13 protein-coding genes are annotated in these 18,040 nt (G+C 36.3%); all 13 read right to left on the bottom strand.

Annotated features, from left to right (window positions below; all coding sequences use genetic code 11):
• Positions 1-154 precede the first annotated feature (154 nt).
• Positions 155-1,813, bottom strand: coding sequence for an alpha-glucan family phosphorylase (gene glgP / locus MWH25_RS10775; RefSeq protein ID WP_248627659.1), 1,659 nt, complete (start codon positions 1,811-1,813; stop codon positions 155-157).
• A 417-nt stretch (positions 1,814-2,230) separates the two neighbouring features.
• Positions 2,231-3,277: a DNA polymerase IV gene (locus MWH25_RS10770; protein ID WP_248627658.1), complete on the bottom strand. Its 1,047-nt coding sequence runs from the start codon at positions 3,275-3,277 to the stop codon at positions 2,231-2,233.
• Between the two features lie 207 nt (positions 3,278-3,484).
• A complete protein-coding gene (locus tag MWH25_RS10765; protein WP_248627657.1) occupies positions 3,485-4,207 on the bottom strand; it encodes a lysophospholipid acyltransferase family protein in 723 nt (240 codons plus the stop codon).
• Between the two features lie 545 nt (positions 4,208-4,752).
• Positions 4,753-4,986, bottom strand: coding sequence for a glutathione S-transferase family protein (locus MWH25_RS10760; protein ID WP_248627656.1), 234 nt, complete (start codon positions 4,984-4,986; stop codon positions 4,753-4,755).
• Between the two features lie 92 nt (positions 4,987-5,078).
• Positions 5,079-5,687: a tetratricopeptide repeat protein gene (locus MWH25_RS10755; RefSeq protein ID WP_248627655.1), complete on the bottom strand. Its 609-nt coding sequence runs from the start codon at positions 5,685-5,687 to the stop codon at positions 5,079-5,081.
• A gap of 116 nt (positions 5,688-5,803) precedes the next feature.
• Entirely contained in the window at positions 5,804-6,829 is a 1,026-nt protein-coding gene (locus tag MWH25_RS10750; RefSeq protein WP_248627654.1) for a CsgG/HfaB family protein, read from the bottom strand.
• 373 nt (positions 6,830-7,202) lie between these two features.
• Positions 7,203-8,399, bottom strand: coding sequence for a hypothetical protein (locus tag MWH25_RS10745; protein ID WP_248627653.1), 1,197 nt, complete (start codon positions 8,397-8,399; stop codon positions 7,203-7,205).
• Between the two features lie 18 nt (positions 8,400-8,417).
• Positions 8,418-10,433, bottom strand: coding sequence for a hypothetical protein (locus MWH25_RS10740; RefSeq protein ID WP_248627652.1), 2,016 nt, complete (start codon positions 10,431-10,433; stop codon positions 8,418-8,420).
• A 203-nt stretch (positions 10,434-10,636) separates the two neighbouring features.
• The gene (locus MWH25_RS10735; RefSeq protein ID WP_248627651.1) at positions 10,637-11,170 is read right to left on the bottom strand and encodes a hypothetical protein; all 534 of its coding nucleotides are present in this window, start codon (positions 11,168-11,170) and stop codon (positions 10,637-10,639) included.
• A 283-nt stretch (positions 11,171-11,453) separates the two neighbouring features.
• The gene (locus tag MWH25_RS10730; RefSeq protein ID WP_248627650.1) at positions 11,454-13,604 is read right to left on the bottom strand and encodes a SpoIID/LytB domain-containing protein; all 2,151 of its coding nucleotides are present in this window, start codon (positions 13,602-13,604) and stop codon (positions 11,454-11,456) included.
• A 479-nt stretch (positions 13,605-14,083) separates the two neighbouring features.
• On the bottom strand, positions 14,084-14,986 hold the full coding sequence (galU, locus tag MWH25_RS10725) for a UTP--glucose-1-phosphate uridylyltransferase GalU (RefSeq protein ID WP_248627649.1): 903 nt from the start codon (positions 14,984-14,986) through the stop codon (positions 14,084-14,086).
• A gap of 235 nt (positions 14,987-15,221) precedes the next feature.
• Positions 15,222-16,340, bottom strand: coding sequence for a non-hydrolyzing UDP-N-acetylglucosamine 2-epimerase (gene wecB / locus MWH25_RS10720; RefSeq protein ID WP_248627648.1), 1,119 nt, complete (start codon positions 16,338-16,340; stop codon positions 15,222-15,224).
• Between the two features lie 292 nt (positions 16,341-16,632).
• Entirely contained in the window at positions 16,633-17,982 is a 1,350-nt protein-coding gene (locus MWH25_RS10715; protein WP_248627647.1) for a UDP-glucose dehydrogenase family protein, read from the bottom strand.
• Positions 17,983-18,040 lie beyond the last annotated feature (58 nt).

Genomic DNA, 18,040 nt, shown 5'->3' with positions numbered 1-18,040 from the left:
GAAGCTCAGAAAAAATCTTTCAGAACGAGAAATCTCCCTCATGGTTCTAAGCAAAAGTTACACATAATTGTAATTAAGCACCAGTCACTAATTACTAGTCATTAGTCACTAACTGCTATGAAAAAAGCCAGCCTCACAGCTGGCTAATACTACTTTACTTTGTCTGCTTATACATTAATTGATAGTAATCATCGACCATTCTTGCTGCAGAAAATTCCTCATAAGTATCTTCATGACTTGCTTGCATCATCTTGACCCACTGCTCCTGTTTTTGATAATAAGTAGGTACGACCTCATTAAATAAGACTTGATAAAGATTCTTCAAATCATATTCATCTAATTTCTTAAGCTTCTCATCATAATCTCCTGAAAAATCTTCAGCAGTCTTTGGGTCAGTTCCAATCGCCCAACCATTCTTGCCGTGGCGACAAGCTTCTGGCCACCAACCATCAAGAATACTCAGATTAAGTACTCCATTCATAGCTGCCTTCATTCCAGAAGTACCACTAGCTTCCTTAGGACGGCGAGGATTATTCAACCAAACATCACATCCCCGGGTCAACCATTTACCCGTTTCCATATCATAATCTTCAATGAAGACAACACTGTCAGGATATTTTTTAGACATCTTGACTAGATTGGCTATAATCTTTTTACCCATATCATCTAATGGGTGAGCTTTACCAGAGAAGATAATTTGAATCTTACCTTCTTCTAAATACTTTTTAATCCTTGCTTGATTGGTAAAGATCAAATCACTTCTTTTATATGGTGCAGCACGGCGAGCAAATCCAATCAATAATTTTTCAGGATCGAGCTCTACTCCATTTTTCTGCTTTACATACTCTAATAACTCTTTTTTAATCTCTTGATGTGTCTCCCAAATATTCTTTCCATCCCTAAAAGCTTTAACTATTCGATCATCAACCCAGGTAGCTCGATGTACTCCATTAGTAATTCCTAAAATCTCAGGAGCATTATCTACATAATCCCACATCTTATCTGCTGTCTTCTTATGTAGCTGTGCCACTCCATTGGCATTCCGACCCAATCTTAAACCAGCAACAGTCATATTAAATGGAGCATCTCCTAAAGCTACCATCTGTTCTGTTGTCAAGTTCTGATCTGCTCCCATATATCTTAATAACAGATGAGAATGTCGTTCATTTCCTTGCTCTACTGGCGTATGAGTTGTAAAGACTACATCTTCTCTTGTCTCCTGCCAAGCTTGGTGAAAACCAATTTCTTCTTGTTGCATCTTCTCTCTGATCAACTCAATCCCAGCAAATACAGCATGACCTTCATTAAAATGATAAACATCTGGTTCAATATCTAACTCTCGTAATGCTCTAACTCCTCCAATCCCTAATACCATCTCCTGAGCAATTCTTTCCTCAGCAAATCCACCATAAAGTTGACCGGTAATCCATCTATCTCCCCCGTCATTCTTCGGCAAATCGGTATCTAATAGATATAAATCAGCATGACTAAACTCATCTACTTTCCAAACTTTACAGTAAACATCCCGCTGTCTAATCTTAACCTTGACTTTAACTCCCGTATCCTTTAAAAAATCATAGTCATAAATTTTATAGCTATCATAGGGTTGGTCCTCATCATCAATCTGTTGATAATGATAACCCTGCTTCCATAGAATACCGATGCCAACTAAAGGAGCACCATCATCCTTAGCAGCTTTTAAGTGATCGCCAGCTAAAATCCCCAGTCCTCCTGAATAAATATTAAAACTATTATCCAAACCATATTCCATACAAAAATAAGATACTTGTGGCTTTTTTGTTTTGTTAGCCATTAACATCCTCCTCTTAGCTTAAATTCAATTGATAATTGATAGTTAAAAAACTTTAAAACTTTTGAATTTATAGGCTTGATCTTTAACTCTCAATTATCAATTATAAACTGTCAACTGTAATTATAATCAACCTACATCTCTTATTATAGACTAAATAAAGTTTATCTATTTGATTCAATTCCAGAATTCACAATAAACTACTTCCTGATTTAGGTTTATTATCTAAATATATATTTTATACCTTGTTTCACTAATTTTTTACAATAATTTTTATCCGTCATATCAAAAGTGTTTAAGCTAATGCCTCTGGAAACAAAATGACCTTCGGTCATAGTCTAAGGTTAAGCAAACCATTAAAAATCTTAAAAATAAAAGTTATCCACAACCTTTAAAAAGCAAAAGTGACCATAAGGTCACTTAATCAAATAACTTCAACTGTTTAAAATTCCCCTCTTTTAAGTTGGATAAACTGACTCCAGCCAACCTTACTTTCTTGCTCAATTCAACCTCCTCTAATAACCGCTCAGCCACTTCATAAATTTCCTCTTCATTTTCAAGATATCTTTCCTCAGTCTTACTGCGAGAAACTTCAACAAAATCTTCATACTTTATCTTGACTGTAACAGTCCTACCTTTAACCTCCTTTTTGATTGCTCTCTGAGCTACCTGCTGGCTCAATCGCTTTAAATTTTCTAATACTGCTGCTTTATCATTTAAATCAAATCTAAAGGTCGTCTCTTTTCCAATCGACTTAGGAGGGCCAGGAGGAGTAACTTTTCGCTCATCTCTCCCCCAAGCTAAATTATACAACTGATAGCCTTTCTTACCTAGCTTTCTAATTAAAAAGTATTTTTCAGCTTGAGCAATATCCTCAACTTTATACAAACCTAACCTCTTTAACTTCTCTTCTGTCTGCGGGCCAACCCCCCACAACTGACTAACATCTAAGGGAAATAATAACTGTTCAACATTAAAAGGAGAAATAATCTTAAATCCATCTGGCTTATCAAAATCAGAAGCTAACTTAGCCAAAAATTTATTATAACTAACTCCTACCGAGGCAACTAACCCCACCTCTTCTTTAATCCTACGTTTAATCTCCTTGGCTAGTTGCAGGCTGTTACGCTTATTATGATTTAAATCCAAAAAAGCTTCATCCAATGATAACGGTTCAACCAGCTCGGTATATTGAAAAAAGATCTCCTGAATTTGAGCTGATATCTCTTTATAGCGTCCATGGCGTGGTTTAAGATAAACTCCATGGGGACAGAGCCTTCTAGCTTGATGCATCGGCATTGCCGAATGAACCCCATAGTTTCTAGCCTGATAAGAGGCAGTACTGACCACTCCCCGCCTACTCAAGCCACCAATAATCACCGGCTTACCGATCAATTCAGGGTTATCCTTCATTTCAACCGCTGCATAAAAAGCATCCATATCAAGATGAATAATATCTAACTCCATAATCACACCCTCGGGAAAAGTTCATTTAATATTTAATACTTAACATTTAATAATTGAAACCAAAAAAACTGAAATTCATTTAATATTTTTTTATTTAATATTCAGTATCTCCGTGAGTCACTGATAAACCATCACTTTAAAATTATAATTTCTTATTAGTGGCTCTTCGTTATTCAATGCTTTTAATTGTTCAATATTCATTATTCATTATTCATTGCTCTTTAAGTTGTTCGCAATGACCTCTCTAACCTGTACAGTCAGATCATCCTTTTCCTCTTTTGATAGCTTGTCAACATAAATTGGATCAGAAATAATCAATTCAACCTCAGCTGCTGAAAGTAGCCCCTCTCCATTGTTAATCTGATAAGAATTATTGATCGTAACCGGTACAATCGGCACATTCTCTCGTAAGGCTATCTTTAAGCTACCCCGTTTAAACTTATTCAATTTAGCAGAACGGCTCCGCGTACCTTCAGGAAAGATAACTAAAGATTGGCCCTTCTCAAAGACTTGGCCCGCATTCTTAAAAGCCTTTAAAGTTTGTCGAAAGTCACTCCGCTTAATAAAGATACAACTCATCTTCTTCATCCACAGATTAATTATTGGTAAATATCTCAATTCCCACTTAGCAATAAATGATTTAGGATACTTGATATAGCCTAGCAATAATGGAATATCAAAAGCTCCCTGATGATTAACTACAAATAAAACGGGTCGATCAGGTATTTTTTCTACTCCTAATACTTTAACTTCAGTTCCAGTTGTGTCAACTACCTTCTCCCCCCACTGATAAGCAACTTGATTAGCATAAGCCCGTACTTCATCCGTTTCGGCTGTCCACTCTAACCATATTAATTTGATAAATTGAGCTAACCTTAGAAAGAGCAAATCTACTCCAAACATTATTAACCATACTAAATCCTTTAACATTTTTTTATCACTCCTGGCTGATTTATTAAGTAATTTATTCTAATTATGTTTTCATTATATCTAATCAGCCCTCTCTAAACAACCACAAATCATTAAATGGTTATGAACCAAAATTCAATTGATATAATGTGTAACTTTTCATTCGTGAAAGAATGTGTTTTTGTAGGGGCAACCCTCGTGGTTGTCCTTGCTTTTGGAGTACCCATAAAGGGCATCCCTACGACAAAATCAGGGTTCTTTGTAGGGGCGACTCCCCGTGGATATGGTCTCTATGGATACGGTCTGTGTGATTTTCACGAAAGGGCTAATAAGCCCTGTAGGGGTTTCACGAAGAGTAGATATGGTTTTTATGAATTTCACGAAGGGTCTTGATTTTTAGACCCGTAGGCGAGAAGACTCGTAGGGTCGCCCGTGGTTTAACAGGGGCAGGCACAGGGACCTGCCCCTACAATTTTTTTTACTGATTCCTTATTCCAAATTCCTGATTCCTGTGGCACAAAAGTGCCACAATATAAAAGACTACCCTGCCGGATAGCCTCTATTCCCTATGCATATTTTTCTTCTAAATATTCAACTATCTTAGCTGAATCATTAACTACAGTACCATCGCTATCCTCTATTACAGGTACCTTAATTTGACCTGATAATTCCTTGATCTTAGCTCTTTGGCTTCTATCTCTAGAAACCTCTACCTTTTCATAATCTAAACCCAATTGATCCAGTTTCCGTCTCACCTTAACACAATAAGGACAAGATTCAAATTGGTAAAGTTTAATCATCTTTTATCCTCCTAATTTAATTTTTAATAATCATCTATACTATTATAGAATATCAAATTATATTTTACCACAGTCAATATTTTATCTATTCTTTAATTTAAAAAGATACTAACCGCCCTTCTCCCCCTAGAGATATGATAAACTGCTCTAAAATAATTTCTTTGTTTGTGATAGTTGGCCCCTAATAAAAAATGAGTATATGGATTTTTTTCTAGCTCCAAAGAATATTTTAAATTCTCTTCAGCACGATCATAATCTTCTAGTTTATAATTCACAACAGCTAAATAATTATAACTCCAAATATTTTTAGGATCTAATTCAATTACCCTCTCAAACTTATCCTCTGCCTCTTGATAATCTCGATTAATATAATAAGCAAAAGCTAAATAATTTAATAGTTCAATATGATCAGGGTTGCTAGCTAATTTAACCTGATAATCTTCAATCATCTCCTCTATCTTTTCCTCATAATCCTCCACTTCTTCATCTAAGTAATCAAATATATCATTAACCTTTTCTATCTCACCTAAATTAGCATAAGCAACAGCCAATTCATACTTAGCCTTCAAATCATCTTCTTGCCCTAAAATCTTATCTCTTTCTGTAATTATATCTTGCCATTCAGTTTCATATTTCGTCTGAGCAATAACTAGACCTTGACTTAAGATTAAAATAATTAAACAGCAAGCTAACTTTTTCATCATCTCCCCCCTAGGAAAGCAGATAATATTTAATATTGAATATTTAATAATTAAAAACAAAAAACCATTAATGCATTTTTTATTATTCAATATTAGTTATTCATTATTCAATAGTTTTATATCTCGTAGCGTTCGTAAATCAACCGGGCCAACTCATCTACTGCTTCGATCAAAACTTGATCTAACATCTCTTCATTAGATGGAAGGACTATCGTTTCTCCTTCATAATAAGAATCTTCATACCGGTCTCGTTTAGCAATCGTTCTACTTAATTTCACTGCTCCTGTCGAGACATCTAACAGCCTAAAATTAACCCTAGTATATGCCTCTTTAATTGCTGTTTTAATGTCTTCTACACTACTCTCATCATCTGAGCTACTCTCATCTTGGCTAACACTACCACTGATTACATCCCCTGTTATTAGAAAATCTACTCCCAATATATTCCCTATCTCTTGAGCAGTAGAAGAATCAACCAGTCCTGATTGACTTAAATGCTGTTCTTCCAAAATGGCATTAATCTGCCCTCGCTCAATTACTTCAATAAACTTGGGTTCTTTTTCTAATAATTGTGAAATAAATAGACTACTTGCCCTTCTCCCTAAATTATAACGATAGCTAGTATCAGAAAAGTCCAAAATAGCTATCCGTTTTAACTTTATCTCCCTTAATTTTTGATAAGCCTCTTCTTGCTTTAAAGCCAACTCTTTATAGTTTGAATCATACTGAGCAATATTTCTAAAAGATCTATACGCCAATTCCCATTCCTCTTGCTCTAAATAATCTAGTCCTAATTGATAATTCTCCTCTTGATACTTCAATCTAGCTCTATTTAATAACTGACTGACCTCTGAGGTATCATCAATTGCTTTGGCCTCTTCTAAATTAGCCACAGCTAATTCATAATCCCCTTCTTTCAAATACATCTCTCCATCTTGCAAATGAGCTTGATATCTAGCTTCCCTACGACTACGAACTCTACGATAAACTCCCCAGATTCCTAATCCTACTAGGGTTACAACTCCTGCTCGCTTTTCTAAGCTAGAATCACTAGAACTAGCCAACCCATAATCAACCCTTAAAAATGTAACAGTTAGTACAATTAATAAAATTAATGCAATCTGTTTAAGATTATTTCGCAATACGATCAACACCTTTCCAAATATCAGTGTACAGTTTACGGTTTACAGTGTACAGTTAAGAGCATTAAAATCACACCCTCGGAAATACAGTTGATAGTCTATAGTTGGTAATTGATAGTTAAAAACCTTCAAGACCTTTGAATTTATGGGCTTGATCTTTAACTCTCAATTATCAATTATCAACTGTAAACTGTACATTGTACATTGTAAACTATCTATTATTTCATAAATTCTAGATTTTCCTGTAAAAACCTTTTTTAAATTAATTACTAAAAAATTTCCTTTGCCACAGTCTAAGATTAAGCAAACCTTTAAAAAACATAATTTCCTACACAACAAAAAAATAAAGAACAGGGTTGGCCCCTGCTCTTCCTTAAAACTCTATCTTTGCTGTTAAAGCACCTTCTACTCCTTGTGAACGGTTAAATAAACCCATTAAATCAGAAACTCCTAGATCTAACTTCATTGGCCCAAGGTATAAGCCCATACCTGCTGCCCATTTAAAATCATTCTGTAATGTAGAATAATTAACTCCTGTTCGTAGTGGTAAAAAACTCAATCTTGTTAACTCAGTTGCAACAGCAAATTTATGATCACTATCCCCCGACTCATGATACTTGGTATAAGAATAATCAGCCAATAGATCAATACTAGGGCTATAATCCATCTTACCTCCTAACCTTATTGTAGAAGGTAACTGCCAGACTAGTTCTTCAGCTTTATTTACTTCTTCTTGCTCTTCCCACTCTTCATCGATATATTCATACTTGGATTCTTTATAACCATCTGCAACCATCGAGCCAACATTCATCGTACTAAATCCAATTGTATATCGATCATCTACTATAGCATAACCACCAATATCAATTGCTGAACCTGTTGCTAAGTTATCATCTGGATCATTATAGTTAACTACAAACTGACCGTCACCATCAAAATCTCCATCCGACTCTAGCTTGCCACTCCCTTCTCCTTCAAGCTGATAAATCACTCCTGCTAAACGATGATAGGTAAAGCCTACATGTAACTCATCTACTCCCCAACCCTCAACTAAATCTTGAGGAGCTTGCATGGAAAAATTAATTCCTCCGTCAGCATAGATTCCACCTGCAGCAGAACTCCCATCAAAATTATACTCATGATCAATCTCATTACCCTTCAATAACAGCTCTGCTAAATCAGAATTTAAAGTTGCCAAACCATCATGCTTGATATCACCGAAAAATCCAACCGAACCAACAAGTAACTTGACCCCTCCCCGAGCATCAGTACCAAACAATAAGCCATCATCACCTATCTTATCCAATAGATCATCTTTATCCTCATCTGCAATATAATCATTCATTAACAGATTATTCCAAGCAGAAGCTGCTGCCCCTAACTCTAAGCTAAAGGAAGTATCATCTGCATTGACTGCCCCTGGATTACCATATAAAGCATCTGGCCCGGTAATCGTTGTAAATTGATCACCAAGACCAATCGTTTTCGCTGAAGAAGCAAATGCCGTCATTGACAAAACAAAGACCAACACCACACTAAGTACTAAAATCCGTTTATAATTAGTTAACATTCTTATCACCTACCTTTCTTATTGGTTAACCTTGGCTGTTAAGACAGCATACAGATTATTGATTTCTATATAATCATTAGATCGCAATTCAAATTTCATCTCTTCTTCTTCTTCATCTACAGGTAGAATAATTTTGCCCCCTACATACAGATTATCTTCAGTAAATCGATCAGCATCATCTACTTCAAAAGGAGTTTCGAAATCAGCATCATAAGTTCTCGCTGCTAAATCAAATCCAGTAGCTAATTTATTCTCATCCCGATAAAGTTCATCTTCTAAATCCTCGTCATCTGCATAATCAGAAATACGTGCTACATAGATTTCAATCTCAACTTCAACCGGTAGCTGATTGTCAATTTCAGCTTTCAATCGAGCGTTTTTAATTCCATCTTTTATTAGATCAACATCATCTTCACAGATATTATCATCTAATTCTTCTGGTTCTAATCTATGCTCTATATCGTCAGTTAAAGTAACTTCAATCGGTACTTCCGCATTAAATTCAATGTCAATTTGGCTATCAGGTGTGAGTTTTGCGTATTGATCTTCAATCTGTCTAATTCTATAGTCTCCACCATATTCAATGTAATCTGTATCTTCATTCGTCAATAAATCTAACAAGTTATTATCATCTTTAGTAAGAGAAATATTTTCTTTATATGTTCCACTCAAATCAATTTTTTCTATTAGTTTTTCACCTTCATTATAAGCTTCAAACACAAAATCTTCTAATTCAATCTCAAGACCTAACTCAGTCAATCCAGCAAAGATTAACTCCATCTTAAGCTCATCACTAAACTCAATATCTGCCAATTCCTCAGGTAGATCATCAATTGTATCTCCATCCTCATTTATTGTTCCTTCAAGATCATCTAGTTCAAACTCCTCATTCTCACTAAAATCATCTAAACTCTCAATTTTAATCTCTTCAATCTCTGCACCTTCAAAACCACCAGTAACCATAAAATCTTTGGTGAAATCAAAAGTGATAGGACTTTCAGCAGATACTTTTAGATTGAAATTAATCCCATCTTCTTCCAAAGATGAAATGTCAAGTATTTTTCTATCTAAGTCAATAATTCCATTTCCAGTTTGAGATAAATTCCCAAGCTCAAAACTTTCAAATTCAAAGTCAAAATCACTTTCATCCTCAATTTCGATCTTGAATTGACCAGCAGCAAATTTTATACTCTTTGAGCCTTGCAAGTCAGAAGTATCAACCCCAACATCCCGAGTAAAATCTTCTTCTATATCAGCATTATCTACATCTAAATCTGTTGCTTTGTTGGCTTCAATCTCATCGAAACTGAAGTCTAAAACTAAATCTCCCGTATCAGTACCCTCAGTAGCAATCTCTATATCAACATCAACCTCTGCTGGTAGTTCAACATTAATCAATTCAGCTTTAGCATCATCATCAGGTTCAAGATTCCCTTCATAATCAGCATCTTCACCTACAACATCTAAACTAGCAATTTCCCCATCCTCATCAGAAAAAATTAATTTAAATTCTTCAACTGTTATCCCAGAACCTTTTGGATTAGTTAATGTAATATTTAAGCCTTGATCAGCAAGTCCAATACTAGTAAAATTAATATCATCGAATTCCTGAACAAAATTTAATTCAATCTTATCAATTTGATCAATATCCCCACTACTCCCAGATACTCCAGCAGGAATATTTTCTAGAGTTTCCTCAAAGCTTGCATCATCAACAGCTATCTCTATTGGATCCATATTAATATTCTCCGAAACTTGAGGCAACTCATCCTCAACCTCATCCAATTCATCACCTAATTCAATCTCTTCCAATAGATCACTATAATGATACTCTACCACTTCATCATTCTCACCAAATTCTACATCTTCATCATCCAATAAATCTCTTATATCTTCCCGCTCATACTCAACTAATGGTATTTGAACCCCTACATCCCAAGCCGGGCCAAAGGTCCCACGCGGATTCTCCGCACAGCCGACCACAATAAAAACAAGCATCAGTAATACTGACACTAAACAGATTATCCTCTTCATCTTGCTCCCTCCTTAGACTTATTATCGTAAATTAGCGAAATTTGTTAAGCCTTGTATATCAATTGATAGTGAATAATTGATAGTTAAACCCATTACAATCTAAAACCTTACAACTTAATACTGACTCTAAATTTTTTAAGATCCTGCTCTTAAGATTTTGATTTTTTAACTGTACACTGTCAACTGTAAACCGTAAACTGTTCTTAATGAAGCGTCCCTTCCCGATGTATAACATCATAAGCAAAGAGTGCATAGCCAACCTCTGCTACCTTAAATCCTTCCTGCTTAGCAATTTTGCGAATAAGCTCAATCATCTTTAAGTAATCATCAGGTTTAAACCGTTCCTTCTCCCGGTCAAAATAACCAAGCTTGTACAAAGTAGCCCAAACCCTAGTATCAACCACAGCATAAGTAGCATCATCCAAACTGGTCAAGATTGCTGAAGCAGTCGGCGTTCCAACCCCCTGCAGACTGACCAATAAAGCCAATTGACAAAATTCATCTTCAAGTTGATAAGTAACTTCTGTCACCTTCTCCACCCTTGCCGCTGGATTCTTTTTAACATGGTACGAACTACGAGTGGAGTTAAGATGGGCCAACTGATATAACTCTTCTTTGCTTAAGTAGCCTTTTTGGTGATATTTTTCACCAATCTGCTCTAATTTTTGTGGGTATAAACCAGAAGTTTCAGGATAAATTTCTAAGTATTTACTAATATCTATTGTATTAATCATCATCACTCCCTGTTAAAAAATTACTCATGTATTCATTATAACTCGATTTAACTATCTTGTCCATCGAAATTAGTTGATATTTAGTGGCGAAATACCGCTAAATATCAGTTGACAGTGAACAGCTGACGGTTGACAGTTAAAAGCCTAAGTTCAAAACCGCTCTAAATCTCTAAGTGTAAGGCTTTTCAAATGTTTTAAGATTTCAAGATTTTGATCTTAATTGTAAACTGTAAACCGTAAACTGTCAACCATAAAAAAGAGACCCAATCCCTTGGGCCCCTACTGTTTAATTCCAATCTTCAATTTCAATATCTGTATAGAAATGCTTCAGTATCTCTTGATAACTATAACCTTGACTGACCATTCCTCCTGCAGCAGTCTGATCCATTCCTACACTATGACCCCAACCACTACCATAGAATTTATAGCCGACCAGTTCACCAGCTTCATACTGGGGCTGAATCCAGAAGCGATTACTTCGTAATTCACCAAATCTAGATCGCAAATTATTCCTAAACTCCTGTTCTTCTTCAGCACCGATTACTAACATTGCTTCTACACTACCTGCCTGACCACGCTTAGTAGGTCTAATCTCTTGAATATCTTCAATCCCCAATCTTGCTTCCAAATAATCTAAAGATAACTTTCGCTGCCAACGATAATTACTCATCGTCCAACTTTCAGTCAATAAATCCGAATAAGAACTAGGTCGTTCCCGTAGCCATTCTTTTAACTCAAGGGGAGACTTTGAAAGCTCCTGTTCATTAATTTCAGTTTCCATCTCAGTTGACACCCCACGTAAATAAGGAATCTTTCCTCCCCAGACATCTTCACTATTTTCAGTATGTCCACCTGAATTAGCACTATAGACAGCATTGATCGGTTGACCATCATAAGTCATTACCTCACCACTCGTCTCAATCACTGCCTGATTAGAACGTGGATGCTCCCTGCTAATCCCATTATAAGCTGCAGATTGGACAGTGTCACATAAATCATATCCCCTATTTGCAAACCGACCTAAGTTTGCTAAAGTATAGCTTCTAGCTGCCACTGTTTGAACCTTTAAAGCTTCTAATGCCCATGAAGCTGACATCTCTGAAGGTACTACTGCCAATAGATACTCCTCTAGACCAACCAGATTAACTACTGTAATTCCATCCTCTCGTGGCAAAAACTCCATTGTACCACGATACTGGCGATCTTGAATCCCCCCCCAGTAATAACCTGCTCCATAAATTACATTATGCAATAAAACTGGTTCCTCTTCTGTAAGCTTCAGTTCAATTGCTTTCGTAAACTGAACCTGCTCTCCTGCCAGATCTAAATAATAATTACCATCAACAAAACTAACTTTAGCTAATTCACCCTTCTGCCCTTCAGCAATTACAGTTCCTACTTCTTCAACAACAAAATCACTACCAACTCTAAAATAGATCTCCTCTTGCTCATCCATAATTCCAACTCTAATCTGCTGTCCTGGATCTGCTAATGGTTCAATATCCCTAAACTGAACTTCTTCTGGAATCTCTCGTTCAATCTCCTCTGGTAACAACCTCTCTTCTTCCTCAAAGTAATCAGGATAATCCTCTTCTAAGTCAGCTAACTTCTCTTTGACTAACCCATCAGCTCGGTCTTCAATTTGAGCCTGCTGTAGATAATTTACTGCTCGTTCAATCTGACCTAATTCAAGATGTGCTAAACCAATCTGCCGCTTAACCCCTTTTAAGCTTCCATCGATCCGTAAGGCTTGATTATAATGCTCAATAGCAGCTTGATAATCTCCTTGAGCAAATTTAACTTCTCCTAACTGAAAGTAACCCTGCGCAAAGGTATCATCGACCTTTATTGTTTCTAGCAAATGCTGCTCAGCTACTTCAAATTGCTTCTGCTTGTCAGCCAATAAAGCTAAATAGTAGTTAGCATCTCTTCTTAAATAATTGGCCCCGGTATCTGAAGTCAAGACTGAGTTTAACTCCTCTTCAGCCTGTTGATACTTTCCTAATTGATAATAAGCAATCCCCAAATCAAGTCTCCACTGAGTTAATTCCTCTTGCTTTAATAACTGCTGATACTGCTTAACAACAAGTTGATAATTACCGAGTTCTTCATAAATAGCAGCTAAATTCAGTCGTGCCTCTTTATTTTCTTGCCTAGCCAGTATTATTTGATACTGTTCAATGCTGGCTTGGTAATCCCCTTGATAATATAAATTCTTAGCTTCTACTAGTAAAGGTTGTAATTCTTCTCCAGTCTCCTCTTCTCTTGGCTGTTCAGTTCTTTCATCAACTTCCTGTTCCTTTGTATCTTCAATTGTTTGTTTTTGATCCTGATCCTGATGCTTAATGTAAGCTACAACTCCTGAACTGATAAATGAAAAAATAAGCACTGCCATAATTAAAAATCTGATCTTCTTTTGTTTAATTAGTTCTTGCATAAATTATCACAACCTTCATTTAATTTAAAATTAATAATTTGTGACTTGTTACTAATCACTAATAACTAATTATCAGTCACTAGTCATTATTATAACGCAGTTTAATCTGTAAAACAATTTTTAAATCTTGGAAACAAAAAAATGGGCGTTAGCCCATTTTAGGTTAAGTTTGAGGTTAAGGTTAAGTAAAAAAATGAAGACTTATTGATATAAAGTGGCACTTTGCCACTTTATATCAGTTTACAGTTTACGGTTGACGGTTAACAGTTAAAACCATTAAAATCTTAAATCAAAATCACTCTAAACCTGCGAACATAAGGCATTTCAGAGATCTTAATTTTTTAAGGTTTTGATCTTAACTGTAAACTGTTCACTGTACACTGTCAACTCAATAATGTGGCACAAAAGTGCCACATTATTGTAATATAAAGCAATGATAAAAAAGCGTTAGGATAATTATCCTAACGCTTTTTTATCATCTATTCAGCTACCGCAATCTCCTCTAACATATCTGTATCCTGTTGCAAAAACTCAATTAAGTACTTTTTGAAATCTTCTCGAATATCATCTCTAGCCAACGCAAACTCAACTGTTGCCTCTAAAAAGCCCAACTTATTACCAATATCATAACGCTTCCCACTGAAGGCTTGTGCATACATCTCTTCTTGTTCCATCAAAGTCTGTAACGCATCAGTCAATTGAATCTCATTACCCTTACCTGGTGGAGTATCCTCTAAAATATCAAAGATCTCTGGAGTGATGATATACCGACCCAAAATAGCAATGTTGGATGGTGCTTCCTCTAACGATGGCTTTTCAACTAAATTACGTATCTTATATAAGTCCTCATCACTACTCGAATAATCAACAATTCCATACTTATGAACTACTTCATCCTCAACCTCTTGGACCCCAATTACTGTCGTTTGTTTTTCAGCAAAAGCTTCAATCAACTGCTTAGTAACCGGCTTTTTGGCCCGCACAATATCATCACCTAATAAGACAGCAAACGGCTCATTACCTACAAAGGTCTTAGCACACAAGATAGCATGACCTAACCCCTTGGCCTCCTTTTGGCGAACATAATGGACATTGATCAAATTAGAAATATCCTGTACCGTCTCCAACATCCCATGCTTACCTTTTCTCTCTAGGGCCAACTCCAATTCTAAATGCTTATCAAAGTGATCCTCAATTGCTCGTTTATGCCGACCGGTGACAATGATTAAATCCTCAATTCCTGACATAACTGCTTCTTCTACAATATACTGAATCGTTGGTGTATCAACAATCGGCAACATCTCTTTGGGTTGTGCTTTAGTTGCCGGTAAAAATCGAGTTCCTAGTCCCGCTGCTGGAATAACAGCCTTTTTAACCTCCATCTACTTTTAACCTCCTATGTAAAAACCATTTAATATTTAATACTAAATAAAATTGCCTGAAGGCAATTTTAGGCTAAGGCTGAGGTTAAGTTTAAGCAAAATCAAAAGCATAATAAAAATGCTTAACCTTAAACTCAAACTTAGACTTAAACTTAATCTAAATTACTCTTGCTCTCAAGATAATACTTATGCCGCTGTTGTTCAGTTATTAAACTTAAATTTATCCTTTATAAGCTCAATTAACAAATAAATCTAATATCTTCCTCACAATCCGCTGACTTGCCTGCCCATCACCATAGGGATTCTTCGCTTGGGCCATCTGATGATACTGCTGCTGATCAGTTAATAATTGATTGATCTGATTAATAATCTGCTCAGAAGCAGTACCAATTAGCTTAATTGCTCCTGTCTCAACTGCCTCTTGTCGCTCAGTAACCTCCCGTAAGACCAAAACCGGTTTATTTAAGCTCGGTGCTTCTTCTTGAATTCCTCCTGAATCAGTGACAATCAAATAAGATCTAGCCATTAAGTTGACAAATGGTTGATAATCAAGCGGGCCAATCAAATGAATCCGCTCTACATCCTCTAAGATATCAGCAGCCAACCCTTTGACTTCTGGATTTAGATGGACAGGAAAAACAACCTCCACCTCAGAATTCTGCTCTACTACTCTCCTGATAGCCTTAAAGATATCTACCATTGGTTGCCCAAAGTTTTCCCGACGATGACAGGTAAATAAGAGCACACGCTTAGAAAAATCAAGCTTTCTTAACTGCTGATTAGTGAATTGATACTCAGGATTTACTGTCTCCAATAAAGCATCAATCACTGTATTACCGGTCACAAAAATCTGCTCCTCAACTATATTCTCAGCCACTAAATTGGCCCGACTTTTAACAGTAGGAGCAAAATGAAAGTCAGCTAGTACCCCTGTCAAGTGGCGATTCATCTCCTCAGGATACGGAGCATATTTATCATAAGTCCGCAGTCCCGCCTCTACATGACCGACCTTAAGCTGATGATAAAAAGCAGTTAGACTAGCTACAAAGGTCGTTGTCGTATCACCATGAACCAACACTAAATCAGGTTCTTCTTGGCTTAAAATCTGATCGAGCTTAGTTAAGATTCTAGCCGTTAGCCCTGACAGAGACTGCTCTTCTTTCATCACTGCCAGATCATAATCAGGCTCTAACTCAAATAAAGCCAACACCTGGTCTAATAACTGGCGATGTTGGCCCGTCACTGTCAGAATAGATTTTATTTTAGCTTCTTGCTCTAATTTTTTAATCACCGGGGCCAACTTAATCGCCTCTGGCCTCGTACCACAGACAGTCATCACCTTAATCTGTTCCATAATCTTCTCCACACACCCTTTTACAGATAGTACATGGAGAAAAAACATTTAATATTTAATACCTAATATTGAATAATTGGAACCAAAAAAACACCTAAAACTTCATTTAATATTTAATGAATTGACCATAAAAAACATCAAAATGTTTTCTCATACTATATGTAGTACAATTCAAATGACCACCTTCTATATGCAGTATGTTTTTAATGGTTTTTAATTATTCAATATTCACTGCTTTTAATTGTCCAATGCCTTTTAATTATTCAATATTCAATATTCATTATTCAATGCTTTACTCTTTCGTCGCTGCTACCTCTTCAATGGCCAGCAAGTCCTCTTTAGTAACTGCAGGTCGTCCGACACTATGGTAAATAAAACCTTGCTCTTTCATCTCTGCTGGCTGATAACAGTTACGACCATCGATCAAGATCGGCTGTTGTAATAAATTCTTGACCCGTAATAGATCGAGTTCTTGGAATTGATCCCATTCTGTAACTAATAATGCTGCATCACTACCACTTAGAGCATCATATGCATCAGTAGCATACTCAATATCGTCGCCAAAGATCTCTTGAGCTTCATCCATCGCTATTGGATCATAAGCTTTGATTTCTGCTCCTGCTTCTAATAACTGCTTAACTACAGTTCGTGAAGGAGCCTCTCGCATATCATCTGTATTCGGTTTGAAAGCTAATCCTAACAAGGCAATCGTTCTTCCTGCTAAATCAGGTAGTATCTGCTCCAATTTAGCTACTAGACTCTCTTTTTGTAACTCATTGACCTCAACTACTGAGTTGACAACCTTAAAATCATAGCCATATTCCCGAGCTGTTTTAACAATTGCTTTCGTATCCTTAGGAAAACAAGCTCCACCAAAGCCGACTCCTGCTCGTAAGAATTTATCACTGATTCGATGATCAGTCCCAATCCCACGGGCTACTTCTTCAACGTTGGCCCCTGTCAATTCACAAATATTAGCTATTTCATTGATAAAGCTGATCTTAGTTGCTAAGAAGGCATTAGCAGCATATTTGATTACCTCTGCACTATAACGATCGGTATGTATAATCGGTGCTCCAAAATCTTGATGCAACTGATCTAACACCTCAGCAGCTTGCTGATCATTAGATCCAATCACAATTCGATCAGGCTCCATTGTATCACTGACTGCTGAACCTTCCCGTAAGAATTCAGGACAAGAAACGACAGCAAAATCATGTTCACTCGTCTTATGCTCTGCAATATACTCTTCTACCCAATCACCTGTTCCCACAGGTACAGTACTCTTATCGATCACAATTTTATAGTCATTAAGATTGGTTGCAATCTCTTGAGCTACAGCTTCAACAGCTGATAAATCAGCCCCACCATCTTCAGCTGAAGGTGTTCCCACAGCGATAAAGATAATGTCACTCTCTTGTACCCCTTGAGCTATAGAAGTAGTAAATGTAAGATTACCCTGCTCATGATTTCGCTCTACAATCTCCTTTAAGCCTGGTTCATAAATTGGCATCACACCATTTTTTAGCCCTTCAATCTTCTCTTGATCAATATCAACACAGATTACTTGATTGCCCAAATCAGCAAAACAAGCTCCTGATACTAAACCTACATAACCTGTTCCTACAACTGTTAATTTCATCTATTCAATTCCTCCTATTAAATTATTAAAATTACTGCTCATCTAGTGATTACATTCC

Source organism: Natroniella acetigena (assembly GCF_023227745.1).
GTDB lineage: Bacteria > Bacillota > Halanaerobiia > Halobacteroidales > Halobacteroidaceae > Natroniella > Natroniella acetigena.
This window is presented reverse-complemented; position numbering and strand designations above follow the sequence as displayed.